The sequence below is a fragment of the Pseudomonas sp. SWRI18 genome (genome assembly GCF_014268345.1).
Taxonomy (GTDB): Bacteria; Pseudomonadota; Gammaproteobacteria; order Pseudomonadales; family Pseudomonadaceae; genus Aquipseudomonas; species Aquipseudomonas cedrina.
Genome location: NZ_JACCQQ010000004.1, coordinates 98,685 through 121,721 on the forward strand (window position 1 = coordinate 98,685; position 23,037 = coordinate 121,721).

General features: G+C 62.3%; 21 protein-coding genes. 13 read left to right on the forward strand and 8 right to left on the reverse strand.

Annotated features, from left to right (window positions below; translation table 11 throughout):
* Nucleotides 1–129 precede the first annotated feature (129 nt).
* A complete protein-coding gene (locus tag H0Z09_RS06930; RefSeq protein WP_186688842.1) occupies nucleotides 130–660 on the reverse strand; it encodes a GNAT family N-acetyltransferase in 531 nt (176 codons plus the stop codon).
* A gap of 265 nt (nucleotides 661–925) precedes the next feature.
* On the opposite strand from H0Z09_RS06930, the gene proP reads away from it, so the two are divergent.
* From proP to H0Z09_RS06945, 3 genes are all read left to right on the forward strand, one after another.
* Complete coding sequence (gene proP, locus H0Z09_RS06935; protein WP_076954635.1) at nucleotides 926–2,428, forward strand: glycine betaine/L-proline transporter ProP; 1,503 nt, start codon at nucleotides 926–928, stop codon at nucleotides 2,426–2,428.
* Nucleotides 2,429–2,479: 51 nt separating this feature from the next.
* Complete coding sequence (locus H0Z09_RS06940) at nucleotides 2,480–2,983, forward strand: GAF domain-containing protein (protein WP_186688843.1); 504 nt, start codon at nucleotides 2,480–2,482, stop codon at nucleotides 2,981–2,983.
* Between the two features lie 106 nt (nucleotides 2,984–3,089).
* Complete coding sequence (locus tag H0Z09_RS06945) at nucleotides 3,090–5,663, forward strand: EAL domain-containing protein (RefSeq protein WP_186688844.1); 2,574 nt, start codon at nucleotides 3,090–3,092, stop codon at nucleotides 5,661–5,663.
* Nucleotides 5,664–5,675: 12 nt separating this feature from the next.
* On the opposite strand, the gene H0Z09_RS06950 is transcribed toward H0Z09_RS06945, so the two are convergent.
* Nucleotides 5,676–6,497 carry a helix-turn-helix transcriptional regulator gene (locus tag H0Z09_RS06950; protein ID WP_186688846.1) on the reverse strand — a complete coding sequence of 274 codons (822 nt, stop codon included), beginning with the start codon at nucleotides 6,495–6,497 and terminating at the stop codon, nucleotides 5,676–5,678.
* A gap of 98 nt (nucleotides 6,498–6,595) precedes the next feature.
* On the opposite strand from H0Z09_RS06950, the gene H0Z09_RS06955 reads away from it, so the two are divergent.
* Both H0Z09_RS06955 and H0Z09_RS06960 read left to right on the forward strand, forming a co-directional pair.
* The gene (locus H0Z09_RS06955) at nucleotides 6,596–7,807 is read left to right on the forward strand and encodes an MFS transporter (RefSeq protein ID WP_186688848.1); all 1,212 of its coding nucleotides are present in this window, start codon (nucleotides 6,596–6,598) and stop codon (nucleotides 7,805–7,807) included.
* Between the two features lie 114 nt (nucleotides 7,808–7,921).
* On the forward strand, nucleotides 7,922–9,046 hold the full coding sequence (locus tag H0Z09_RS06960) for a sensor histidine kinase (protein ID WP_186688850.1): 1,125 nt from the start codon (nucleotides 7,922–7,924) through the stop codon (nucleotides 9,044–9,046).
* 66 nt (nucleotides 9,047–9,112) lie between these two features.
* Here H0Z09_RS06960 and H0Z09_RS06965 read toward each other — a convergent pair whose 3' ends face one another.
* Together H0Z09_RS06965 and H0Z09_RS06970 are read right to left on the reverse strand one after the other, a co-directional pair.
* A complete protein-coding gene (locus H0Z09_RS06965; protein ID WP_186688852.1) occupies nucleotides 9,113–9,535 on the reverse strand; it encodes an MAPEG family protein in 423 nt (140 codons plus the stop codon).
* Nucleotides 9,528–9,833: a DUF2834 domain-containing protein gene (locus H0Z09_RS06970; RefSeq protein ID WP_186688854.1), complete on the reverse strand. Its 306-nt coding sequence runs from the start codon at nucleotides 9,831–9,833 to the stop codon at nucleotides 9,528–9,530. Before H0Z09_RS06970 ends, H0Z09_RS06965 begins: the two co-directional genes overlap by 8 nt.
* Before the next feature lie 77 nt (nucleotides 9,834–9,910).
* On the opposite strand from H0Z09_RS06970, the gene H0Z09_RS06975 reads away from it, so the two are divergent.
* Nucleotides 9,911–10,705: a helix-turn-helix domain-containing protein gene (locus H0Z09_RS06975; RefSeq protein ID WP_186688856.1), complete on the forward strand. Its 795-nt coding sequence runs from the start codon at nucleotides 9,911–9,913 to the stop codon at nucleotides 10,703–10,705.
* Between the two features lie 56 nt (nucleotides 10,706–10,761).
* On the forward strand, nucleotides 10,762–12,471 hold the full coding sequence (locus H0Z09_RS06980) for an amidase (RefSeq protein ID WP_186688858.1): 1,710 nt from the start codon (nucleotides 10,762–10,764) through the stop codon (nucleotides 12,469–12,471).
* A 689-nt stretch (nucleotides 12,472–13,160) separates the two neighbouring features.
* On the opposite strand, the gene H0Z09_RS06985 is transcribed toward H0Z09_RS06980, so the two are convergent.
* Nucleotides 13,161–13,379 carry a DUF6434 domain-containing protein gene (locus H0Z09_RS06985; protein ID WP_076954626.1) on the reverse strand — a complete coding sequence of 73 codons (219 nt, stop codon included), beginning with the start codon at nucleotides 13,377–13,379 and terminating at the stop codon, nucleotides 13,161–13,163.
* Between the two features lie 97 nt (nucleotides 13,380–13,476).
* On the reverse strand, nucleotides 13,477–14,574 hold the full coding sequence (locus H0Z09_RS06990; RefSeq protein ID WP_186688859.1) for an SMP-30/gluconolactonase/LRE family protein: 1,098 nt from the start codon (nucleotides 14,572–14,574) through the stop codon (nucleotides 13,477–13,479).
* Nucleotides 14,575–14,788: 214 nt separating this feature from the next.
* On the opposite strand from H0Z09_RS06990, the gene H0Z09_RS06995 reads away from it, so the two are divergent.
* Nucleotides 14,789–15,220, forward strand: a complete 432-nt coding sequence (locus H0Z09_RS06995) for a nuclear transport factor 2 family protein (protein ID WP_076954624.1) — start codon at nucleotides 14,789–14,791, stop codon at nucleotides 15,218–15,220.
* A gap of 28 nt (nucleotides 15,221–15,248) precedes the next feature.
* On the opposite strand, the gene H0Z09_RS07000 is transcribed toward H0Z09_RS06995, so the two are convergent.
* Nucleotides 15,249–16,574, reverse strand: a complete 1,326-nt coding sequence (locus H0Z09_RS07000) for a PLP-dependent aminotransferase family protein (protein ID WP_186689288.1) — start codon at nucleotides 16,572–16,574, stop codon at nucleotides 15,249–15,251.
* A gap of 91 nt (nucleotides 16,575–16,665) precedes the next feature.
* Between H0Z09_RS07000 and H0Z09_RS07005 the strand changes: the two genes are divergently transcribed.
* Nucleotides 16,666–17,556 (forward strand): DMT family transporter, encoded by an 891-nt coding sequence (locus tag H0Z09_RS07005; RefSeq protein ID WP_186688861.1) that lies wholly within the window; start codon nucleotides 16,666–16,668, stop codon nucleotides 17,554–17,556.
* Here the strand turns inward: H0Z09_RS07005 and H0Z09_RS07010 are convergent.
* Entirely contained in the window at nucleotides 17,553–18,104 is a 552-nt protein-coding gene (locus H0Z09_RS07010) for a YceI family protein (RefSeq protein ID WP_186688862.1), read from the reverse strand. The genes H0Z09_RS07005 and H0Z09_RS07010 overlap by 4 nt on opposite strands.
* Nucleotides 18,105–18,191: 87 nt before the next feature.
* Here H0Z09_RS07010 and H0Z09_RS07015 point away from each other — a divergent pair, with 87 nt between their 5' ends.
* The 4 genes from H0Z09_RS07015 to H0Z09_RS07030 all read left to right on the forward strand — a co-directional run bounded on the left by H0Z09_RS07015 (nucleotide 18,192) and on the right by H0Z09_RS07030 (nucleotide 23,025).
* A complete protein-coding gene (locus H0Z09_RS07015; RefSeq protein WP_186688863.1) occupies nucleotides 18,192–18,686 on the forward strand; it encodes a PaaI family thioesterase in 495 nt (164 codons plus the stop codon).
* Nucleotides 18,687–18,730: 44 nt separating this feature from the next.
* Nucleotides 18,731–19,618 carry a YghX family hydrolase gene (gene yghX / locus H0Z09_RS07020; RefSeq protein WP_186688864.1) on the forward strand — a complete coding sequence of 296 codons (888 nt, stop codon included), beginning with the start codon at nucleotides 18,731–18,733 and terminating at the stop codon, nucleotides 19,616–19,618.
* Between the two features lie 61 nt (nucleotides 19,619–19,679).
* On the forward strand, nucleotides 19,680–20,828 hold the full coding sequence (gene ampC / locus H0Z09_RS07025) for a class C beta-lactamase (protein WP_186688866.1): 1,149 nt from the start codon (nucleotides 19,680–19,682) through the stop codon (nucleotides 20,826–20,828).
* A gap of 382 nt (nucleotides 20,829–21,210) precedes the next feature.
* Nucleotides 21,211–23,025: a serine hydrolase domain-containing protein gene (locus tag H0Z09_RS07030; RefSeq protein ID WP_186688879.1), complete on the forward strand. Its 1,815-nt coding sequence runs from the start codon at nucleotides 21,211–21,213 to the stop codon at nucleotides 23,023–23,025.
* Nucleotides 23,026–23,037 lie beyond the last annotated feature (12 nt).

Below are 23,037 nucleotides of genomic sequence, written 5' to 3' on the forward strand. Positions count from 1 at the left end.
ATTTTTGTTAGATAGGACATATGTAACGACATATGTCGTCGTACAACTGCCGCTTTTATATCGGGACGCCTGAACGCTGTCAATCTGAAGATTGCGCTTTATCGAGCTATTGCGAGGTTGTGTGAAGTATTAGGTTGTAGCAGTTGTAGGATGACAAACCCTGAACACCCGACTCGGCGCCCTGCCCGTTACGTCATCAAGCAGGCCGAAAGGCTGCATGCCGATCTTTTCCAGCACACGAATCGACGCGGCGTGGTCCGGGCGCACGAGGCCGAATACTTCGGGCAAGCCGAGGGTTTCGAAGGCCAGCGTCAGGGCGTCCCGACCCACTTCGGTGGCGTAGCCCTGCCCCCAGGCTTGCACGGCGAACCGGTAACCCAGGTTGACGCGCCGCTCGGTCAGGTAGTTAAGAGGCGCGATGCCACCAAAGCCGATGATGGATTCCGGCGCCTCCCTGCGGGCAATCGCCCACCAGCCGTAACCCTCGGCCGCCCACTGTTGGAGCCATTGGTCCAGCAGGCGTTGCGCCGCCTCCACATTGGCCAGGGGCCCGGCAGGGTTGAACTGGTTGGTCTGCGGATCGCCGAAGATCTCGAACAATCGCTGCAGGTCGCTGGGAAGGGGCTGACGGTAGACAAGACGCGATTCAGTGGTAGTCATAATGATCCTTGTAGTGAGCGGGCTTGCCCCGCGCTGGGTGGCGAAGCCGCCCCAAACCAGGCGGCTGGGTTCTGGATGAAAATGCGGTGTCGTTATTGGGGGCGCTCCGCACCCCAGCGCGGGGCAAGCCCGCTCACTACAAAACCTAAGCAAGCAAAAAAACCAAGACCGTGGTGAATTATTTAGTGTCCGCTTGTATCTGAACTGACAGAGCGGTGCCATCGCTGCGATGGCACCTCCCCTGTTCTGCTTTAGAGTGTCCCGCATGAAATTACGTAAGAAAAGCGTCAAGCCCATCGGATTGAAAGACATCACCATCGTCGATGACACCAAGGTGCGCAAGGCGATCACCGCCGCCGCACTGGGTAACGCCATGGAATGGTTCGACTTTGGCGTCTACGGGTTTGTCGCCTATGTGCTCGGCAAGGTGTTCTTTCCCGACGCCTCGCCCAGCGTACAAATGATCGCCGCGCTCGGTACGTTTTCCGTGCCCTTCCTGATCCGTCCACTGGGCGGCCTGTTCTTTGGTGCACTGGGTGACAAATACGGGCGACAAAAGGTGCTCGCCGCCACCATCGTGATCATGTCCCTGAGCACCTTCGCGATCGGCCTGATCCCCTCGTACGCCTCCATTGGTATCTGGGCGCCGATCCTGCTGCTGCTGTGCAAAATGGCCCAGGGCTTCTCCGTGGGTGGCGAATATACCGGCGCCTCGATCTTCGTCGCCGAATACGCCCCGGACCGCAAGCGCGGCTTCCTCGGCAGTTGGCTGGACTTCGGCTCCATCGCCGGTTTCGTGCTCGGCGCAGGCGTCGTGGTGCTGATTTCCAGCGTCCTGGGCGAAGCGGACTTTGAAGCCTGGGGCTGGCGCCTGCCGTTCTTCCTCGCCCTGCCCCTGGGCATCATCGGCCTGTACCTGCGCCATGCCCTGGAAGAAACCCCCGCCTTCCAGCAGCACATGGACAAGCTCGAACAAGGCGATCGCGAAGGCCTGACCCACGGCCCCAAGGTCTCGTTCAAGGAAGTGGCGACCAAACACTGGCGCAGCCTGCTGACCTGCATCGGCATTGTCGCGGCGACCAACGTGACGTACTACATGCTGCTCACCTATATGCCGAGCTACCTGTCGCACAACCTGCATTACAAAGAAAACAGCGGCGTGCTGATCATCATCGCGATCATGGTCGGCATGTTGTTCGTGCAGCCGTTCATCGGTTTTGTCAGCGACAAGATCGGCCGCAGGCCATTCATCATCGCCGGCAGTGTCGGCCTGCTGTTCCTGGCTATTCCGGCGTTCATGTTGATTACCAGCGGCAAGATCGGGCTGATCTTCGCAGGCCTATTGATCCTTGCCATCGTTCTGAACTTCTTCATCGGCGTGATGGCCTCGACGCTGCCCGCGATGTTCCCCACCCACCTGCGCTACAGTGCATTGGCGAGCGCGTTCAACGTGTCGGTGCTGATCGCCGGCCTCACGCCGACCGCCGTGGCCTGGTTGGTGGAAAGTACCAACGACCTGTTCATGCCCGCCTATTATCTGATGGTGTTTGCGGTGGTCGGCCTGGTGACCGGCCTGACCATGAAGGAAACCGCCAACAAACCCCTGCGCGGTGCGGCACCGGCCGCGTCCGACATGGAAGAAGCCAAGGAATTGCTGCAGGAACACCATGACAATATCGAGCAGAAGATCGAAGATATCGACGCCGAGATTGCCGCGCTGGAAGCCAAGCGCCAGAATCTGGTGCAGCAGCACCCGCGTATCAACTAACGCCTGAACAGATGGGGTGGCCCAGGCCACCCCACGAATGGAGTGTCACATATGCTGCCAAGCGTCACCGCGCCACAGTCTCTGCTCAGCGCAGACGAACGCGCCGCTATTGCCGAAATAGAAGCCACCACCAGCATCCTGCAATTGGTCACCCGCCTCACCGGAATGCGCTTTGCCGGCATTGCCAAGTTCACCGACCAGGATTGGATAGTGTGCTCGGTACACGACACCATCGACATGGGCATTCATGTCGATGACGTGCTCGATCTGGAAACCACGCTGTGCAGTGAGTTCTGCGTCGACCCCCACACCTTGTTCGTCCCGCAGATCAGCCAGAACGGCCGATTTGCCGCCCGCCCGGTGGTCAAGCAGTACGCCATCGAGAGCTACGCCGGCGCGCCGATCTTCCTGCCCGATGGCCGCCTGTTCGGCGCGCTGTGTGCGCTGGATTCGCGAGCGATGCTGTTCGAAGACCCCAACCTGCCGGAAACCCTCAGCCTGTTTGCGCGGCTGATCGGCTGCATTTTTTTCGCGAATTTGACCGCCGATAATTGACCGAGGGCCTTGGCGACCCGGTCGCCCCTGCCCAATCTAAATTTTTTGCCGCAGCGGCCGATAGCAAGACATACCCCTGACTTGCAGCGACGCCCTGCGGGAAATAATGCCGAACTCTCTCGCTCCTATCGCCCTCTCGCTTTCCGATCGAACCAGTCTTTCTCTGGCCCGCACCTCCCTGTTCCGCTTCATGGCCTTGCTCGCCGTGGTCTTCGCCGCCGCCGCCTACTCGCTGGTTTTTCTCGCCCACGAATTGGACCGGTCCGAAGAGGTTGAAAGCGCCTTCTATACCCGTAAAGCGGTGCAATCCCTGGAGAAAGCCCTGCGGGTCACGGTCAAGGACTACGCCTTCTGGAGCGATGCCTACAAGCACCTGCACGTTAAGGTCGATGAGGACTGGGCCTATGTGCGGGGCAATATCGGCGCCACGCTGTATGACGATTTCGGTTTCCAGGGCCTGTTTGTGGTCGACGACGCCAATCGCACGGTGTATGCGGTCATCGATGGCCAGCTGAAAAACGTCGAACTCACGCAATGGCTCGGCCAGCCCATTGGCGATATTCTCGAGCAGGCACGTGCCGGCGCAGACGACGAGACGCCGACCACGGCCTTTATCAATGTGCACGGCAGCCCCGCGCTGGTGGCCGCCGCCGCCATCACACCGGGCACCGATCCCACGGTCTCTACCGATGGCCGACAACCGTCGGTGCTGATCTTCATCGACATCCTCGACAGCGCCAAGCTGGCCGTGATCGGCAATGATTTCGGCGTGGATAAACTGCACATCGCCAGCCACGATGAAGTCGGCAAGACCCTGCTCTTCCCCCTCGGCGACAACGGCGCCGCCGGCAGCCTGCACTGGGAACCGACTCGCCCCGGTTTGCGCCTGATGGGTGTAGGCCTGCCGCTGCTGGGCCTGGCCGCGTTGCTGGTGTGCCTGATGACTTGGGTGATTTCACGCCGCACCACGGCCGCCGCGCTCGCCCTGGACGCCAGTCATTCCTCGCTGCGCAATAGCCAGGATGCCCTGGCCACCAGCGAAGCACGCTTTCGCGATGTGGTGGAGGCCAGTTCCGATTGGGTCTGGGAAATCGATGCCGGTTGGCGTTTTACCTACCTGTCGGAGCGCTTCGAAGGCGTCACCGGATTGGCTCGGCGTGCCTGGATCGGGGCCACGATGAACGACTTGCTGCAGACCGAAACCGGCCTGCTGTCCCAGTGGCTCAACGCGCCGGGGCGGCGCCCGGACATCAGCGTGCAATGTCGCTACGTCGATGCGCGGGGACAGGAGCGTAGCACGCGCTTGTCGGCGCGCCAGATGCCCTGCGGCGGGTTTCGCGGCACTGCCACCGACGTGACCGAAGAAGTCGAGGCCCGTCGACGCATCGAGTTCCTTTCCCAGCATGACGCACTCACCGGCTTGGCCAACCGCACGCGCCTGCAAAGCTTCCTCGACGGCAAGCTCAAGGCATTGCCCACCTCCAAGCAGTCGCTGGTCATGCTCAGCCTGGACCTTGACCGGTTCAAGCCGGTCAATGACCTGCTCGGACACGCCGCCGGCGACCGGGTGCTCAACGAAGTGTCCACACGCCTGGCCGACTGCGTGCGCCACGGCGATCTGGTGGCCCGCGTCGGCGGGGATGAGTTTGTGCTGATCCTGGTTGATGCAGGCACGCCAGACGAAGTCGAAGCCCTGTGCTATCGCTTGATCGAGTCCATCGAGCGGACGATCAAGATTGACGAGCAGGAAGTGTTCATCAGCGCCAGCATCGGCATTGCCATCGCCCCCAACGATGCCCGCGAAGCCACGGAGCTGCTGCGCTACGCCGACATTGCCTTGTACGAAGCCAAGGCGGCGGGTCGTAATACCTGGCGCTTCTACTCCGGCGAGATGAACGCGCGCATCATCGAGCGTCGCCGTCTGGAAAGCGACCTGCGCTTTGCGATCAAGCACGCCGAGCTGCGCCTGCACTTCCAACCGCGCTATCGCATTGCCGACGGGCAGATGGTAGGCGCCGAAGCCCTGGTGCGTTGGCAACACCCGACGCGCGGCCTGATCGCGCCGGACACCTTTATTCCGATTGCCGAAGAATCCGGCCTGATCCTGGCGCTGAGCGACTGGGTACTCGAAACCGCCTGCGCGTGCGCAGCCCAGTGGCCGGAACATCTGTTTGTGTCGGTGAACCTGTCACCCACGGAATTCAAGCGCGGCAACCTGGTGGCGCGCGTACGCCAGGCGCTTGACGCCTCCGGCATCGACCCTGCGCGCGTGGAGCTGGAGATCACCGAAAGCGTGATGCTCGAAGATGCCACCGGGGCGCTTGAGGTCATGAATACGCTCAAGCAATTGGGCATCCGCATCGCCATGGACGACTTCGGGACCGGCTACTCCTCCCTGAGTTACCTGCGTGCGTTCCCGTTCGACGGCTTGAAAATAGACCGCAGCTTCCTGACCCGGCTGGAAGACAGTGACGATGACAAGGCGATTATCCAGGCCATTGTCGGCCTGGGCCGCGCCCTGGCACTGACGGTCACCGCCGAAGGCGTCGAAACCGCTGAACATCTGGCATTGCTCAAGGCCGTGTCGTGTGAAGAAGGCCAGGGCTATTTCCTCAGCCAACCGCTGGATAACGACACCTTCAACGACCTGCTGGACGTGCACGCAATCAGCGTGCTGTGATCGCGCCCGACGCTAGCGGAAAAACTGGCTCGGCGTCTTGCCGAACTGTTTCTTGAACATGCTGGTGAACGCGCTGGGGCTGTCATAGCCCAGCTCCAGGGCGATATCGATCACCTTCTCGCCCACTGCGATGCGTTCCAGCGCCAACAACAGCCGCGCCTGCTGGCGCCATTGGCCGAAGGTCATGCCGGTTTCCTTGCGAAACAGGCGCTGGATAGTTTTCTGGTCCAGGTGCAGGCGCTCGCTCCAGTCCGCCACGGTGGAGGCATCGCCCGGTTCATCCTGCAACGCCAGGCAGATACGATGGATACGCGGCTCGGCCGGCAACGGCAGCGACAACGGCAAAGCGGGCAACAGCGCGAGTTCGTCGAGGATCAGGTGCATGATCCGCGCATCCCGTGAGTCTTCGGCATAGGGCGGCTTCAAGCTCACCGACGCCTTGATCAGCTCGCTCAACAGCGGCGAAATGCTCACCGCCTTGGTCTCGGTGGGCAGGTTGGGAAAGCTGTCGGGGCGAACGAACACGCTGCGCATCTTCAATGGCCCCACGCACCGCAGGGAATGCACGTGCCCACAGGGCATCCAGAAGCCACGGTTGGGCGGCACCGTCCACTGGTTCTGCGCCGAATGCACCACCATCACGCCCTCGGTCGCATACAAGAGCTGGTGCTTTTCATGGCTGTGGTCGGGGATCATCCAGTTTTCCGGATAATCGGTGGCCGAACTGACGACCGCCCAGTCGCCTTCGTCGATCTCCTGTAAGAATATATCCAGTGATTTGATCATTTCGCCCTTTTTGCGATGGTTGCCGCCCGAATTACGCGAGACAGGCATTTGCGGCGAATCTAGCATAAACGCCGAATCATTTTGTAATGGATGGCGACCTTAAGAAGTTGCCGCCTTTGATCAGCTGCCTTGTATGGAATGCCTGCATGTCGACCCTCACTGCGTCACCCGCCGCTGCAACCCCTGCGCCCCAAGCCAGCCCCTTGGTCATGCGCATCCTCGGCGCCTGCGCCCTGGCGCATTTGATCAATGACCTGATCCAGGCCGTGCTGCCGTCGATCTACCCGATGCTCAAGGCCAACTACGGCCTGTCGTTCGCCCAGGTGGGCCTGATCACCCTGACCTTCCAATTGACCGCCTCGCTGCTGCAGCCGTGGATCGGCTACCACACCGACCGCCATCCCAAGCCCTGGCTGCTCCCGGCGGGCATGGTGTGCACCTTGATCGGCATCCTGCTGCTGGCCTACGTCGGCAGCTTTCCCGCGATACTGCTGGCCGCCGGGCTGGTGGGCGTTGGCTCGTCGACCTTCCACCCGGAGACCTCGCGCGTTGCGCGCCTGGCTTCCGGCGGTCGCTACGGCCTGGCGCAATCGACGTTCCAGGTCGGCGGCAACACCGGCAGCGCCTTGGGCCCGTTGCTCGCGGCGGCGATCATCATTCCGTACGGCCAGGGCCATATCGCCTGGTTCGGGCTGTTCGCCGTGTTTGCGATCCTGGTGCTGTATGGCCTGAGCCGCTGGTACCGCAACCACCTCAACCTGTTCAAGCTCAAGCAGGGCGGCAAAGCCACCCATGGCTTGTCCAAGGGCCGCGTGACCTTCGCCCTGGTGGTGCTGGCCGTGCTGGTGTTCTCCAAATACTTTTACATGACCAGCCTGACCAGCTACTTCACCTTCTACCTGATCGAAAAATTCCATTTGTCGGTCGCCAGCTCCCAGATGTACCTGTTCCTGTTCCTCGGTGCGGTGGCCGTCGGCACCTTCGCCGGCGGCCCGATTGGCGACAAGATCGGCCGCAAGAAGGTCATCTGGTTTTCCATCCTCGGCGCCGCGCCGTTCACCCTCGCCCTGCCCTACGTCGACTTGTTCTGGACGGCGGTGTTGAGCGTGGTGATCGGCTTTGTCCTCGCCTCGGCATTCTCGGCCATCGTGGTGTTTGCCCAGGAACTGGTGCCAGGCAATGTCGGCATGATCGCCGGGATCTTCTTCGGCCTGATGTTCGGCTTCAGCGGGATTGGCGCGGCCTTGCTCGGCTTGCTCGCCGACACCCACGGCATCGAATACGTCTACACGTTGTGCTCGTTCCTGCCGCTGGTGGGCATCCTGACGGTCTTGCTGCCTTCCACCAAAGGCGTCTGACCAGCCTATGATTGACGCAGGCAAGGACGCCTGCGCAGCATGAGCGGGTCATTCCGTGCTTAAATCCTTGTTTGGCAGCTTCCCGTGCGTTTCTGCCCCTCCTAGGATCTTCGCATGCGCCTGCCCGACTTCATTCTTGAGAACCTCGAGCCGATCCTCCAGGCCTGGGAAGACTTTGCCCGCACCATCCAGACCCCAGGGGCCGACCTCGACCGTGCGGGCCTGCGTGACCACGCCGAGCAGATGCTGCGCGCCATCGTGCTCGACCTGCGAACCACCCAGACCGTACAGGAACAAATTGACAAGGCCCAAGGGTTGGCACCGCAGCAGGACGATGAGACCCCCGCTGAAACCCACGCGGTCACGCGCCTGATGGCGGGGTTCTCCATCGACCAGATGGTGTCTGAGTACCGGGCGTTGCGCACCAGCGTGCTCAGCCAATGGCTCAATCAGATCAAACACGGCACGCCGCTGGCAGTCGACGACATGAACCGCTTTCACGAGGCTATCGATCAGGCGCTGGCGGAATCCATCGCCAGTTACTCGCGCGCCGTGGAAGCCTCGCGCAATGTGTTCCTGGGCATCCTCGGTCACGACCTGCGCACGCCTTTGGGCGCGATCCTGCTGGGCGCCGATATCCTCAGGCGCTCCCCCACCGCAGACGAACGCGGTACGCGGGTGGCCAGGCAAATCTACTCCAGCGTGCAACGCGCCAGCCAGATCGTTGGCGACCTGCTGGATCTGACGCGTTGCCAGATGGGCCCGGGCATTCCGGTCAAGCGCACGACGACCGACCTGGCACCGATCTGCGAACGCATCGTCGAGGAGTTGCGCGCGTTTCACCCCGAGTCAAATATCCTGTTCGAAGCCGACACCCCGACCATCGGCGCCTTCGATGGCCCACGCATGGAGCAGGTGTTTTCCAACATCATCGGCAATGCGGTGCAGCACGGCGATGCGCAGTCACCGATCACGGTGCGACTGGCGGCATCAGCTGAAACGGTTGTGTTTACCGCGCACAACCACGGCGACCCCATCCCGGTCGATGTGCTGCCGTTTATCTTCAACCCCATGGGGCGCTTTTCCCAGCGCTCGGTGGTTGAACACGGGCCGACGGCCGGCCTTGGGCTGGGGTTGTTCATTGCTTCGGAAATTGCGGCATCCCATCAAGGGGTGATCGAAGTGGAGTCGGATCGGGCGGCGGGGACGCTTTTTCGCGTGGTAGTGCCCCGGCAATAAATACCAGGCCAGTTCAGCGAACGCAGTGCTTACAGCAACCTGGATCAAATGTCTGCGGTGAAGCGCTCATATCATTGCGCAAGCCACCAACCCGCCAAGCCCGAACAGGCATACTGTGCCGACCGCATACGCCAGGGTGCGCCAGGGCTGCCATCCGCCCAGATAAAGTAGCGTATGTGCCATGCGTGCCAAGGTAAAACCAACGAACAGCCCAGCAGTCATCTCACTGGAAGTCACCAGTACCACACACAACCCGCCAATCACAAAAAACAGCGGAATATTTTCCAGGTCATTGGCCCATGCCCTGGCCGCCCTCACAACCTGCGGCAACTGCACTGAGTGCACGGCGCGACTGAAGAATGCCGCGTCTTCGGGATTGGTAAACACCCGGCTCCTGAGGCGAAAAAAACCCTGGTAGCAGGATATTGCGAACATCTTCAGGCACAGCACCAGCACACACAGTGCGTAAACCTGCAAAAGCTCACTCATCCCGGCCCCCATTCACCACCAGATAGAGCAACGGCCCCACCGACACAAATACCGCCGTCAGCAAAAAATACGGCATGACCGACAACACCGAGCGCCCCCGGCGCCGCGCGTCCCGGTACATCCACACACACGCCAGCACCGCCATCAGGTACAGGTCGATCACCACTTGCGCGGTGTCCGGACGCGAGATCAACTCCCGGCCAAACGACAACAGCGACTGCTCGGCAGTCAGCATCGTCGCCAGGGTGTACAGGGAAAACCCGAGCAACGCGGCCAGGGCCATAGAGGGTCTTTTCATGGTGGCCTCCTTGAAGTGATCGAAGCTTAAGTTAGTGGTAAGGTTCGGCCCCTCGCAATGACCTCGGAGGTCATGGTTTGGTCACGGACTACTCTTCCACCGCTGGCGAACAACTGCGCCACTTGCGCAGGCTGGCCAAGCTGAGCCAACTCGATCTGGCGTTGATCACGGGGGTTTCCCAACGGCACCTCAGTTGCATCGAGACGGGCCGTGCCAAGCCGAGCCCCGGCACCTTGCATACGCTGCTCGCGGCGCTGGAGGCGCCGCTGGACCAGCGCAACCGCGTATTCCTCGCGGCCGGGTATGCCCCGCGCTACCCCTCCACGCCGCTCGCCTCCCCCGCCATGGCCGCGATCCGCGAAGCGGTCAGCCATGTGCTGCACGCCAACAATCCAGCCCCCGCTATCCTGTTGGACAGCCAATGGCAGGTGCTGGCGGCGAATGCCAGTACCCATGCGCTGTTTGCGTTGGTGGGCATCCCGCCGGATGCGGCGCAGGGTGTGAACCTGCTGGTCACCTTGCTGCAAGCGGGCGGCCTGGGCGATCACCTGCTCAATGCCGACGAAATTCGTACCCTGGCCTGGCAGCGTGCGGCCCGCGAAGCGCTGGGCAATCCCGAACTGGCCGCGCTACTCGCAACTTTACCCACGCCGACAGACACCGAGCTGCCCGCGCATCTGCCACCGTTGGTGCTGACGCGCGTGCGCTCCACCCAGGGCGTACTGAGCTTTCTGTCTACCTTCACCACCTTCGGCATGCCCCAGGACATCACCCTCGCCTCCCTGCGCATCGAACACCTGATTCCCGCTGACGCGGCCACCTGGCAGGTGATGCGCGGCGCCCAGGGGGATGATGCGGCGCTGGTTTTGTGAAATAGCTGTACGTAGACTGCCGCCATACACCCCCACTTGAAGGCGGCGAAAAAAACGTGATGCAAGTTACCGAAGTCTCCATTGCCCAATTGCGCGCTGCGCTCGAATCCGGCCAGACCACAGCCGTTGAACTGGTCAAGGCTTACCTGGCACGGATCGATGCCTATGACGGTCCGCAGACGGCCACCGCGCTGAACGCCGTGGTGGTGCGCAACCCCGACGCCCTGAAGGAAGCCGAGGCGTCCGATGCACGCCGGATGAGGGGTGAAACCCTTGGGCCGTTGGATGGTATCCCCTACACCGCCAAGGACAGTTACCTGGTCAAGGGCCTGACTGCGGCATCCGGCAGCCCGGCGTTTGCCAACCTGGTCGCCCAGCGCGACGCGTTCACCATCGAGCGCCTGCGCGCCGGGGGCGCCATCTGCCTGGGCAAGACCAATATGCCGCCGATGGCCAATGGCGGGATGCAGCGTGGCGTGTATGGCCGCGCGGAAAGCCCGTATAACGCCGGCTACCTGACTGCACCGTTTGCCTCCGGCTCGTCCAACGGCGCCGGCACCGCGACGGCCGCCAGCTTTGCAGCCTTCGGTTTGGCGGAAGAAACCTGGTCGAGCGGACGCGGCCCCGCGTCGAACAATGGACTGTGCGCCTACACTCCGTCCCGAGGGGTGATTTCGGTGCGCGGCAACTGGCCTTTGACGCCGACCATGGACGTGGTCGTGCCTTTCGCCCGCACCATGGCCGACCTGCTGGAGATACTCGAGGTGGTGGTGGCCGAAGACCCGGACACCCGTGGCGACCTGTGGCGCCTGCAGCCGTGGGTGCCGATCCCGAGTGTCGCTTCGGTGCGCCCGGCGTCCTACGCTGAACTGGCGGCGACGCCCGAGTCCCTCGCGGGCAAGCGCTTTGGCGTGCCGCGCATGTACATCAATGCAGACCCGGATGCCGGTACCAGCGAAAAACCGGGTATCGGCGGCCCGACCGGGCAGAAAATCAATACCCGCGCCAGCGTGATCGCGCTGTGGCAAGCCGCACGCCAGGCGCTGGAAGCTGCCGGTGCCGAAGTCGTGGAAGTGGACTTCCCGCTGGTGTCCAACTGCGAAGGCGACCGCCCCGGCGCGCCCACCGTGTTTACCCGCGGGCTGGTGTCCAAGGAATTCCTCCACGACGAACTGTGGGAACTGTCGGCCTGGGCCTTCGATGACTTCCTGCGCGCCAACAACGACCCCGCCCTCAACCGCCTGGCGGATGTGGACGGGCCGAAGATCTTCCCCCACGACCCAGGCACCCTGCCCAACCGTGAAGACGACCTGGCGGCCGGCATGGACGAATACGTGCGCATGGCCGAGCGCGGTATTACCCCGTGGGACCGGATCAGCAGCGTTCCCGACGGCCTGCGCGGCCTGGAGCAAACCCGGCGCATCGACCTGGAAGACTGGATGGACACGCTCAGCCTCGACGCGGTGCTGTTTCCCACCGTGGCCGACGTGGGCCCGGCGGATGCCGACGTGAACGAAGCCTGCGCCGATATCGCCTGGAGCAACGGCGTCTGGGTGGCCAACGGCAACCTCGCCATCCGCCACCTCGGCGTGCCGACCGTCACCGTGCCGATGGGCGTGATGGCGGATATCGGCATGCCGGTGGGGCTGACGTTTGCCGGGCGTGCCTATGACGATTCGGCGTTGCTGCGATTTGCTTCGGCGTATGAAGCGACGGGCAGCAAACGCCAGATCCCGCCGCGTACACCGCCGTTGGCGGCAGACTAAACACAGTGCAACTGTGGGAGCTGGCTTGCCGGCGATTGCGGTCTTTCAGGTACAGATATGCCGACTGACCCACCGCTTTCGCAGGCAAGCCAGCTCCCACATTTTTGAGCGTATTCCAGGCCGACTTGGCGTACACCGTCACCGACCGAAAACCCCAGATCCCACCGCAGGCAGCAGGCTAAACACCATGCAACTGTGGGAGCTGGCTTGCCTGCGATTGCGGTCTTTCAGGTACAGATATGCGACTGACCCACCGCTTTCGCAGGCAAGCCAGCTCCCACATTTTTGAATGTATTTCAGGCCGATTCGGCGTACACCGTCACCGGCCGCAAACTCCAGATCCCACCGCAGGCAGCAGGCTAAGCACCATTCAACTGTGGGAGCTGGCTTGCCTGCGAAAGCGGCCTTTCAGTGACAGATATGCCGACTGACCCACCGCCATCGCAGCATAGGTATCTACACAACTATCAACGACTGAAAAGTATCCCTGTAGTGAGCGGGCTTGTCCCGCGCTGGGTGGCGAAGCCGCCCCAATAAATGCATCGCCGAGCTTCAGGTAGAATCCGGTCGCCTGGTTTGGGGCTGCTTCGCAGCCCAGCGCGGGACAAGCCCGCTCACTACAAAGATGTGTAGATACCTATTGCCATCGCCGAGGCGTCGCTGGGCACCCTGGTATTTTTCATCGGGTGTCACGGGCGTGAATCCTCGTTTCGACGTAGCCACTCATCCACCACATCACCCAGGGTCTTGGGCTGGTCGTTGCGAATCCAGGCCATGAAGGGACGGTCGAACTTGAACCCCGGGCCGCAGTGTTCCAGCATGAAGCGGCGCACGTTCTGGGTGTTTTTGTAGTGACGGGTCACGGGTGTGGCCCGGGTGATGGGGTCGCTGTGCCAATTGAAGTCCATTTGCTTGACGCTCCGATGCCTCAGGAGCCAGCAGCATAGCGCCAAAATGCAACGGTGAACGCCGGTCAACCGACGTTCACCGTGGTTTTCTTTCGCGTCACGCGGCGAAATCGGCGCCGCGCGTATTGACGAACAACGCGTAGATCGAATGGCTGCCCGCCATGAACAGGCGGTTGCCCTCGCGGCCGCCAAAACACAGGTTGGGACAGCGCTCCGGCAGCGAGATATGCCCGATCGCCTTGCCCTGCGGATTGAACACACGCACGCCGTCGAGTTTTTCCAGGTCGGCCTTGGGGTCACCGTTGCCGCCCCAGCCGCACCACAGGTTGCCGCTCTCGTCGCATTTGATGCCGTCCAGCGCTGCGTAGTCAAACCCTTCGATATGCTTGCGACGTGCGCCGAGCGTGCCGTCGTCCTTCACGTCGATGGCCCAGACCAGCCGGTTGGGTTTGGCCCGGCCTTCCACCACATACAGGATTTTTTCGTCCGGGGAAAAGCACAAGCCATTAGGCCCGCTGAGGTCATCGATCACCCGCGTGACCTTGCCGCTGTCTGCGTCGATACGATAAACGCCGTGGGGCTGGGCGGGTGTGATCTTGTGCCCTTCATAGTTATTGCCGGTCTGGAAAGGCGGGTCAGTGAACCACACCGAGCCATCACGTTTGCACACGATATCGTTGGGCGAATTGAAAGGCTTGCCGTCAAAACTGTCCGCCAGCACGGTGATGCGGCCGTTGTGTTCGGTCCGGCTGATTCGCCGGCCCTCACTCGTGGTGGTCGAACCTTCGCACACCAGCAGACGGCCCTGGCGATCACGGCACATGCCGTTGGAGAAATTGGCGTTGTCACGGTACACCGACAGGCTATCGGTCACTTCGTCCCAGCGCAGGATGCGGTTGTTGGGGATATCGCTGACCAGCAGGTAGCGGCCATCGCCGATCCATACCGGCCCCTCGGCCCAGCGCAGGCCGGTCGCGAGCCGTTCGACGCTGGCGTTGAACAGGCGCAACTCGAGGAAGCTGTCATCGAGCACGTTGATCAGTGGGTCGGGATAACGCTGGCTCAAGGGTTCGGCGGCTTCTGCCAGGCCAGGCACGTTGCCGAGCACCGCGACCGATGCGGAAACAGCCAGGGAGCGCTTGAGGAAGACGCGGCGACTGTGGTCGGCCCGCGCAGGCAGAGGAGGAAATGCCATGGTGTGTCTCCGTTATTTTATTGTTAGACGGAGGACCATTCTTGCTTAGTGATGGGATGTCGTACAAGAACAAAACAATCTCAATACAAATGCCAGGCGGGTGTTTATATAAATAATCGAAAATTTACATTCCAAAATCGAGCTGAATATTGCAATGTTGTACGATGACATAATCTGTAACGTGTCTATCCTCCAACAACAATAAGGAACCCCCATGCAAAAACTCAAACTGCTGATCGGTTTTCTGTGCCTGTTCACCGGGTATGTCGCAGCGGCGCCCGCTACCGCCGAGAAGGAGGTGGCCCAAGCGGTCGACCAACTGACCCAAGCCATGCTGCACCTGGACCTCAAGCAGCTTCACGCGCTGACGTCCGACAAGCTCACCTACGGCCACTCCAGCGGCAAGGTGCAGAACAAGGCGCAATTCATCGCTGACCTGGAAACCCGCACCAGCGCCTTCAAGACCCTGGAGATGCAGAACCAGACCATCACCCTGCAAGGCGACACCGCGCTGGTACGCAACCACTTCCACGCGTTGGCCGTGAACAGTGGCGTTGAAGTCCCCACCGACATCGACAACTTCCAGGTCTGGCAGAAGCAAAAAGGCAAGTGGCTGCTGATCGGGCGTCAGGCTTACAAGTACTGATGGCCGCGGGTGAGCCGCCGCATCCGGCTCACCATGCCACCAGCCTGCGCACGGTCAGCAGCGCGTCACGCAGTGCCGGCATCGTCACCGAGCCCAACGCCAGCCGCAACGCGTGCGGGACATGGGCAGAAACGGCAAACGGCTCGGCAGTGGACACCGAGATGTTCTCGCACTGCAAGGCCATGGCGACCTGATCGGCGCGGGCCTCTTCGGCCAGGGGCAACCACAAGAAATACGATGAAGGATGGCTGGTGTAGGCCAACCCTTTGAGCACTTGCGCCGCCAGTGCCTGCCGCGCCTGGGCATCCTCGCGCTTTTGCGCTTCCAGTTGCGCAACGGTGCCATCCTCGATCCACGCCACCGCAATCGCACTCATCACGCCTGGGACGTTCCAGGTGGTGGCCATGATCGTGCGTTCCAGTGTCTTCACCCATTCCAGGGGTGCCGCGACAAAGCCCACGCGCAGACCGGTCGCGACACTTTTCGAAAGCCCGCCCACATACACCGTGCGTTCCGGCGCCAGGCTCGCCACGGGCGGCGGCGGGTGTGCGGCGAGGAACGCGTAGGCCGCGTCTTCGATGATGATCAGGTCGTGCTGGCGGGCGATGGCGACCAACCGCTCGCGCTGGGCCCGGTCCATCACCCAGCCCAAAGGGTTGTGCAGCGTTGGCATGCTGTACACGGCCCGCACCGGGCGCCGGCGACACAGGTTTTGCAGGGCGTCCAGGTCTGTGCCGGCGGATGTTACCGGGATTGCGACGATTTCCAGGTGCAGGGTCTCGGCGAGCACCTTGAACCCCGAATAAGTCAAGGCATCGACGGCGACCACATCGCCGGGCTTGAGCAGCGCCATCAGCGTCACCGCCAAGCCGTGCTGGGCGCCGCTGACCAGCAGCACCTGCTCGGCCTGTACGGTCAACCCGCGACTGCGCAAATGCCGGGCGAAGGTGGCTCGCTCATGCAAGCGCCCCGCGTGAGGCTGGTAGCGCAGCAGGGCCTCGAGGTCGCCGGACAGCGCCAATTGGCGTAACGCCGTGCGCAGCAGATCGGCCTGACCCGGCAACGAGGGGTAGTTGAAATTGAGGTCGCGCATGCCCGCTGCAACGGTCATCTGCCCACTGCCCTGCCCTGGCGGCAGCAAGATTTCACGCACAAAGGTGCCACGCCCGGTTTCACCGCTGACCAGCCCCATGGCCGCAAGCTCGCTGTACACGCGGCTCGCGGTGACCAGCGCCAGGCCGTGCTCGGCAGCCAGTTGGCGGTGAGTCGGCAGCCGCGTACCGGGCGGCATCTTCCCGCTGCGGATGTCCTCGGCAAACCCATCGACCAGTAATTTGTAGCGGGCACGCGGCATTGGGGATGTATCCATGACAATTTTTTGATTGTCACAATGCTCGCCCCTAGGATGGCCCAAGCGCAACCTTTCTTTCTGGCGGGCACTTTTCATGGAACGTACATCCCCCTTCAGCACCCTGGATACAAGTACCCGAGGCTGGATCAACGGTTTTATCGGCGTACTGATTTTCAGCGGTTCATTGCCCGCCACGCGCCTGGCCGTGATGGAATTCGACCCGGTTTTCCTCACCCTGGCCCGTGCTGCCATCGCCGCCAGCCTGGGCTTGCTGCTGCTGTGGCTGTTCAAGGAACAACGCCCCGCGCGCCACCAATGGATGCCTCTGGCAATCGTCGCCCTTGGCGTGGTCATCGGCTTCCCGCTGCTCACCGCCCTCGCGCTGCAATACGTGACGTCCGCGCACTCCATCGTGTTCATCGGCCTGCTGCCGCTGGCCACCGCCGTGTTTGGCGTACTGCGTGGCGGCGAGCGGCCACGCCCGGTGTTCTGGCTGTTTTCAACCCTGGGCAGCGCGCTGGTAATGGGTTATGCCGTCGCCCAAGGCTTGAGTGCCGCGCCCGTTGGCGACTTGTTAATGCTGTTGGCGGTGCTGGTGTGCGGCCTGGGTTACGCCGAAGGCGCCACGCTGTCGCGCAGCCTGGGTGGCTGGCAGGTGATCTGCTGGGCACTGGTGATCTCGCTGCCGGTGGTCTTGCCGTTGAGCCTGCTCCTGGCGCCGTCGAGTTTTGCCGGCATCAGCCTGCCGGCCTGGCTGAGCCTGGGTTATGTGGCGTTGTTCAGCATGTTGATCGGCTTTGTGTTCTGGTATCGCGGCCTGGCGCAGGGGGGCATCGCCGCCGTTGGCCAATTGCAATTGCTGCAACCCTTCTTCGGCCTGGCGCTGGCGGCGGGCCTGCTGCACGAACAGGTGAGCCTGGGCATGGTGCTGGTGACGGTCGCGGTGATCGGCTGCGTGGCCGGTGCAAGGAAGTTCGCCCGTTAGCGCTGCGGCGCGACCATCTTGAACTTGATGTTGATGTCATTGGACACCACGCTGTTGCCGGCCCACTCGCCCTCACCGATCCTGAAGTCGCCGCGCTTGAGAATGAACTCACCGTCAAACACGCCAATGCCATCCAGCTCCTTGAGCAGCACCTGTACATCAACCGGCCGCGTGGTGCCTTTGATGGTCAGGTGACCGCTGATCCTGAAGCGGTTACCGCCCAGCGCCTTGACCGAGGTGGACTCATACACGCCCACCGGATAGGTCGCGGTATCGAACCAGGACGCACGTTGCAGGGTGTCATTGGCATCGTCGCTCCCCGCGTTGATGCTGGCGAGCTGAATCTTGAGCAGCGCATGCCCCGCCTCCGGCCGCTGCGTATCGAAGGTCAGCGTGCCCTCGAACTGGCCGAACGTGCCGTACACCCGCTGCCCCAATTGCTGGTAGGTGAAGCTGATCTGACTGGCGGCAGGGTTGACGGCGGTGTACTCCACCGCCTGTGCATTGGCGATACAACCCAGGGCGAGCAGTAAAATTCCACGTTTCATGCCGCGCTCTCCGAACAAATGCATGTATTCCCATCAGGCGCCTGTTTTGCTAAACAGAGTAGCCGCTCACCACAATAAGGACTTTGCATGCATTCCCCGTCTCTGCAAGACATCACGGCCCCGGAAGGCGTCTGCTACGGCTGCGGCGCCAGCAACCCACAAGGCCTGCACATCAAGAGCCGCTGGGACGAAGACCGCATCCACGTCATCGCCGAGTATCAACCCGAGCCCCATTACACCGGCTGGCCCGACCTGGTCTATGGCGGCCTGATCGCCATGCTGGTGGACTGCCATTCCAACTGGACCGCCATGGCCTACCACTACCAGGCCGAACACCGCGAACCGGGCAGCCTGCCGCGTATCGATTGCGTCACCGGCAACCTGGGCATCAAATTTATCAAGCCCACCCCCATGGGCATTCCGCTGACCCTGCGCGCGCGGGTCGAAGGCGACGTGGGCCGTAAAAGCCGCGTGGTCTGCGAGGTATACGCCGGCGACGTGCTCACTGCAATCGGTGACTCGGTGTTCGTGCGCGTCGACACCGCGCAACTGGCCGCCGCCGCCCATGGCCGCGAGGGCTGAACCTGGTCTACATTGATTGCCACCGCCAATCGAGGATTGCACCGATGACTCGTCTCACCGCCAAAGACTTTGCACCCGAACTGCTGGAGCTCTACGACGGCTACGCCCACGGCAAGATCAATCGCCGCGAGTTTCTCGACCGCGCCGCGCTGTTCACCTTTGGCGGCCTCACCGCCTCGGCCCTGCTGGCGGCGCTGAGCCCCAACTATGCCCTGGCCGAACAGGTGAAATTCACCGACCCGGATATCGTCGCCGACTACATCACCTACCCCTCACCCAAAGGCAACGGGAGCGTGCGCGGCTACCTGGTGCGTCCGGCCAAGGCTGCAGGCAAATTGCCGGCCGTGGTGGTGGTCCACGAAAACCGTGGCCTGAACCCCTATATCGAAGACGTCGCCCGACGCCTGGCCAAGGCCGGTTTCATCGCTCTGGCTCCCGACGGCCTGAGCTCGGTCGGCGGTTATCCCGGTAACGACGAGAAAGGCGTGGCGCTGCAACAGACCGTCGACCCGACCAAGTTGATGAACGACTTCTTCGCCGCCATCGAATGGCTGATGCACCACGACAGCAGCACCGGCAAGGTCGGCATCACGGGCTTCTGTTATGGCGGTGGCGTGACCAACGCGGCCGCGGTGGCTTATCCGGAGTTGGGCGCGGCGGTGTCGTTTTACGGGCGCCAGCCAGAGGCCAAGGACGTACCACGGATCAAGGCGCCGATCATGCTGCATTTCGGCGAGCTGGATACACGTATCAACGAGGGCTGGCCCGCGTACGAAACGGCGTTGAAGGCGGCGGGCACGACCTATGAAGCCTATATCTACAAGGGCGCCAACCATGGTTTCCATAACGACTCGACACCGCGTTATGACGAGGCGGCGGCGAATCTGGCTTGGGAAAGGACATTAGGTTGGTTCCGCAAGTATCTGGTGTAATGCAGTTTTTACTGCGCGGCAGGCGTTCATAAATGCGCTGCCCCCTGTTCGGAATCCCGCCATGCGCCAAACGTTCGTAGCACGCCATTCAACCGCACTGGCGTTGTGCCTCGTGGCCGGCAACTGCCTGGCCGCGCCAGACCTGCGGGCGGTGGTGGACGCCAGCGTCAAGCCACTGATGCAGCAACAGTCCATTCCCGGCCTTGTCGTCGGCGTCGTGAAGGACGGCAAGATGGCGTACTTCAGCTACGGTGTCGCCAGCAAAGACACCCGGCAGCCCGTCAGCGAAAACACCTTGTTCGAGATCGGCTCGGTGAGCAAAACCTTCACCGCCACCCTTGCCGGGTATGCCGTGTCGACCGGCAACCTGACCCTCACCGACCCGGCAAGCCAGTATCTGCCAGCCTTGCGCGGCAGCCCGTTCGAGCACATCAGCGTGCTCAACCTGGGCACCTACAGCGCTGGTGGCCTGCCCCTGCAATTCCCCCGTGAGGCCGATAACAGCCAGCGCATGATCAGCTACTTCCAGCACTGGAAACCCGACTTCGCCCCAGGCACCCACCGCCTGTATTCCAACCCGAGCCTGGGCCTGTTCGGCTACCTGGCGGCGCAGAGCCTGAAGCAGCCTTTCGATCAATTGATGGGGACTATCTTGCTGCCGAAACTGGGCCTTGAGCACACCTTTATCAAGGTACCCACTGACCAGATGAGCCTCTATGCCCAAGGCTACGGCAAGGACGGCAACCCCGTGCGCGTGGGCTCTGGGGCCCTCGACAGCGAAGCCTACGGCATCAAGACCAGCGCTTCAGACCTGCTGCATTACGTGCAGGTGAATATGCGCCCGGCGACACTGGACCCTGCGCTGCAAAAGGCCATCGCTATCACCCACACCGGCTACTACACCGTCGAAGGCATGACCCAGGGCCTGGGTTGGGAGATGTATCCCTACCCGATCAAGCTTGATGCATTGGTGGCCGGCAATTCGACACAAATGGCCATTGAGCCGCACAAGGTCAACTGGCTGACCCCGCCGCAGGCCCCCAGTGCCGACAGGCTGGTGAACAAAACCGGTTCCACCAACGGGTTTGGCGCGTATGTGGCGTATGTGCCGAGCAAGGGCCTGGGCGTGGTGATAGTGGCGAACAGGAACTACCCGAATGCTGAACGGGTGAAGGCAGCCCATGGGATCCTGGAGGCGATGGGCCGATAACGCCGGGTGCGAAACCCCAGTGTGGAAAAGCCCGCGGCGGCCGTGGAGCCGAGCGATTCCTTATGTCGGCCCCGGTCAAACTGTGGGAGCTGGCTTGCCTGCGAAGGCGGAGTATCAGTGGATGCATGCAGCGACTGACACAGCGCGAGCTAACCCGCTCCCCTATCAGGCCCCATTGCTCATTGGCGTCATCGTTCTCTGTCTCTACAAAGCAATGCTGACCTCATAGGACTCGGCAGTTCCTCCAGCGCGTATTGCACTGAGAGGAGCCACCGGGTTTGCCCGTTAACAGTCTTTGACAGTTTTCGACAAAGCTGTCAAAGACCTCCGGGCGTCGTGCCCCTAGCATCCCGGCATCCAAACCACCTGCCGGGTGCTCTTCATGCTTCGCACATTGCGCAGTATTCCACTGCTCGGTTGCCTGTTGGGCAGTATCGGCTGCCATGGGCAGCCGCCTGCTCCGCCGTCGATCCCCAAGGGCGACTACAGCGCGATTATCCGCTACCTGCAAAACCGCATCCCCCATGACATGGCTCAGGCCAATACCCCAGGCCTGTCGATTGCGCTGGTCAACGGCCAGGAGTTGATCTGGGCCCGTGGGTTCGGCATGGCCGACAAAGCCAAGGGCCTGCCGGTGACGCCGAACACCGCCTTCCGGGCCGGCGCGATCTCCAAGCTACTCACCGCCAGCGCCGCCCTGCAACTGGTTGAACAGCAGCGACTGGCGCTGGACGCGCCGATCCAGCAGACCCTGCGCGAATTCCATGTGCGCTCGCGCTTCCACACCGACCAGCAGGCCGCCGACCGCGATATCACCTTGCGTCGCCTGCTCAGCCACCAATCCGGTTTGCCCAGCGAACACCTGCGCGACCTTCACAACCGCTACGCCATGGGGCAGATGCCAATGCGCCTTTCAGGCGTCTGGCTGAGCACACCGCCCGGCACGCAGGTGGCCTATTCAAACATTGGGTACGCGCTGGTGGGCGCTGCGATCGAGCGCAGCAGCGCAAAAGAATTTGAAGTCCAGCTGCAACACAGCCTGCTCAAACCGCTGCAGATGGACCGCGCAAGCTTTATCGGGACCGCTGCACAGACAGGCTATCGCGCCCAGGGTTATCAGGACGGTATCGCCAGCACCGACGCGCAAGTCCGTGACCTCGCCGCCGGCGGCTTGTGGGCCAGCCCCAAGGACCTTGGCCATTACGTGCAGATGCTCTTTGCCAAGGGGCTGTACAAAGGCAACCGGGTGATGGCCAGCCGCTCCATCGATGAAATGTTCACCCAACAGAACACCGGCAACGCCCTGGACTTCGATTGCCAGATCGGCCTGGCCTGGTTTCTTGCGCCCTGCGGTGACGAGCCGGTGGGCCGTGGCGTGCGTGCCTTCCAGCACAGCGGCGGTGGTGATGATTTTGCCGCGCAACTGACGCTGCTGCCGGACCAGCAGTTGGCCGTGATCATCATGGCCAATGACAGCAATGCCGAAGACCTGGTCGCCACATTGGCCACCGATACCCTGCGCCTGATGCTCCAGGCGCAAAGCGGCGAGCCGGTGTGCGGCGACGACTGCCAGGCGCCCCGCCACGGGCTCAAGTTGCGCCAGGTGCCGGCCGCCGTCGACCGCCAACGCCTGGCCGGGTTCTATGCCACCGCCTGGGGAATCTTTCGAATCAAAGACGATGCCCACCGGCTGCACGGCGAGCTGGCTGGCCATGACTTCGAGCTGCTGCGTGACGATCAAGGTTGGCTGCGCGCGCAAAAAAAGGTACTGGGCTTTTGGCTCAAGGACCTGGATGAACTGGGTCGCGTGCAGCTCGACGTCATCACCGTGCAAGGCCGACAGATGCTCACCGCGCGCAGCCATGGCCAGCGCGTCGCCATTGGTGAGCGCATCAACCCGCCGCCGCTGCCGCTGGCCTGGGCCGACACCATCGGCACCTATCAAGTGCTCAACACTCACGAACCCGATGCGCCGTTGAGCGGCATCAGTGTGCGCCTGGAAGAAGGTTTCCTGGTGATTCGCGGCCAACTGCACGACGAGCCGCTGACCGACTACATCCTGCTGCCCGTGGACAACGCCCATGCGGTGCTCGCCGGCACCGGCTACGGCCTGGGCGATACCGTCAGCCGCCAGGTCAACGGCCTGAGCGCTTCGGGCTACTCCTTCAAACGTACCCACCCCTCCCTGAGTTTCTGAGCCCATGAAAAC

Coding starts and splice junctions, on each gene's coding strand:
- H0Z09_RS06930 (WP_186688842.1), bottom strand. CDS start 660: ATGACTACCACTGAATCGCGTCTTGTCTACCGTCAGCCCCTTCCCAGC.
- proP (WP_076954635.1), top strand. CDS start 926: ATGAAATTACGTAAGAAAAGCGTCAAGCCCATCGGATTGAAAGACATC.
- H0Z09_RS06940 (WP_186688843.1), top strand. CDS start 2,480: ATGCTGCCAAGCGTCACCGCGCCACAGTCTCTGCTCAGCGCAGACGAA.
- H0Z09_RS06945 (WP_186688844.1), top strand. CDS start 3,090: ATGCCGAACTCTCTCGCTCCTATCGCCCTCTCGCTTTCCGATCGAACC.
- H0Z09_RS06950 (WP_186688846.1), bottom strand. CDS start 6,497: ATGCCTGTCTCGCGTAATTCGGGCGGCAACCATCGCAAAAAGGGCGAA.
- H0Z09_RS06955 (WP_186688848.1), top strand. CDS start 6,596: ATGTCGACCCTCACTGCGTCACCCGCCGCTGCAACCCCTGCGCCCCAA.
- H0Z09_RS06960 (WP_186688850.1), top strand. CDS start 7,922: ATGCGCCTGCCCGACTTCATTCTTGAGAACCTCGAGCCGATCCTCCAG.
- H0Z09_RS06965 (WP_186688852.1), bottom strand. CDS start 9,535: ATGAGTGAGCTTTTGCAGGTTTACGCACTGTGTGTGCTGGTGCTGTGC.
- H0Z09_RS06970 (WP_186688854.1), bottom strand. CDS start 9,833: ATGAAAAGACCCTCTATGGCCCTGGCCGCGTTGCTCGGGTTTTCCCTG.
- H0Z09_RS06985 (WP_076954626.1), bottom strand. CDS start 13,379: ATGGACTTCAATTGGCACAGCGACCCCATCACCCGGGCCACACCCGTG.
- H0Z09_RS06990 (WP_186688859.1), bottom strand. CDS start 14,574: ATGGCATTTCCTCCTCTGCCTGCGCGGGCCGACCACAGTCGCCGCGTC.
- H0Z09_RS06995 (WP_076954624.1), top strand. CDS start 14,789: ATGCAAAAACTCAAACTGCTGATCGGTTTTCTGTGCCTGTTCACCGGG.
- H0Z09_RS07000 (WP_186689288.1), bottom strand. CDS start 16,574: ATGCCGCGTGCCCGCTACAAATTACTGGTCGATGGGTTTGCCGAGGAC.
- H0Z09_RS07005 (WP_186688861.1), top strand. CDS start 16,666: ATGGAACGTACATCCCCCTTCAGCACCCTGGATACAAGTACCCGAGGC.
- H0Z09_RS07010 (WP_186688862.1), bottom strand. CDS start 18,104: ATGAAACGTGGAATTTTACTGCTCGCCCTGGGTTGTATCGCCAATGCA.
- H0Z09_RS07015 (WP_186688863.1), top strand. CDS start 18,192: ATGCATTCCCCGTCTCTGCAAGACATCACGGCCCCGGAAGGCGTCTGC.
- yghX (WP_186688864.1), top strand. CDS start 18,731: ATGACTCGTCTCACCGCCAAAGACTTTGCACCCGAACTGCTGGAGCTC.
- ampC (WP_186688866.1), top strand. CDS start 19,680: ATGCGCCAAACGTTCGTAGCACGCCATTCAACCGCACTGGCGTTGTGC.
- H0Z09_RS07030 (WP_186688879.1), top strand. CDS start 21,211: ATGCTTCGCACATTGCGCAGTATTCCACTGCTCGGTTGCCTGTTGGGC.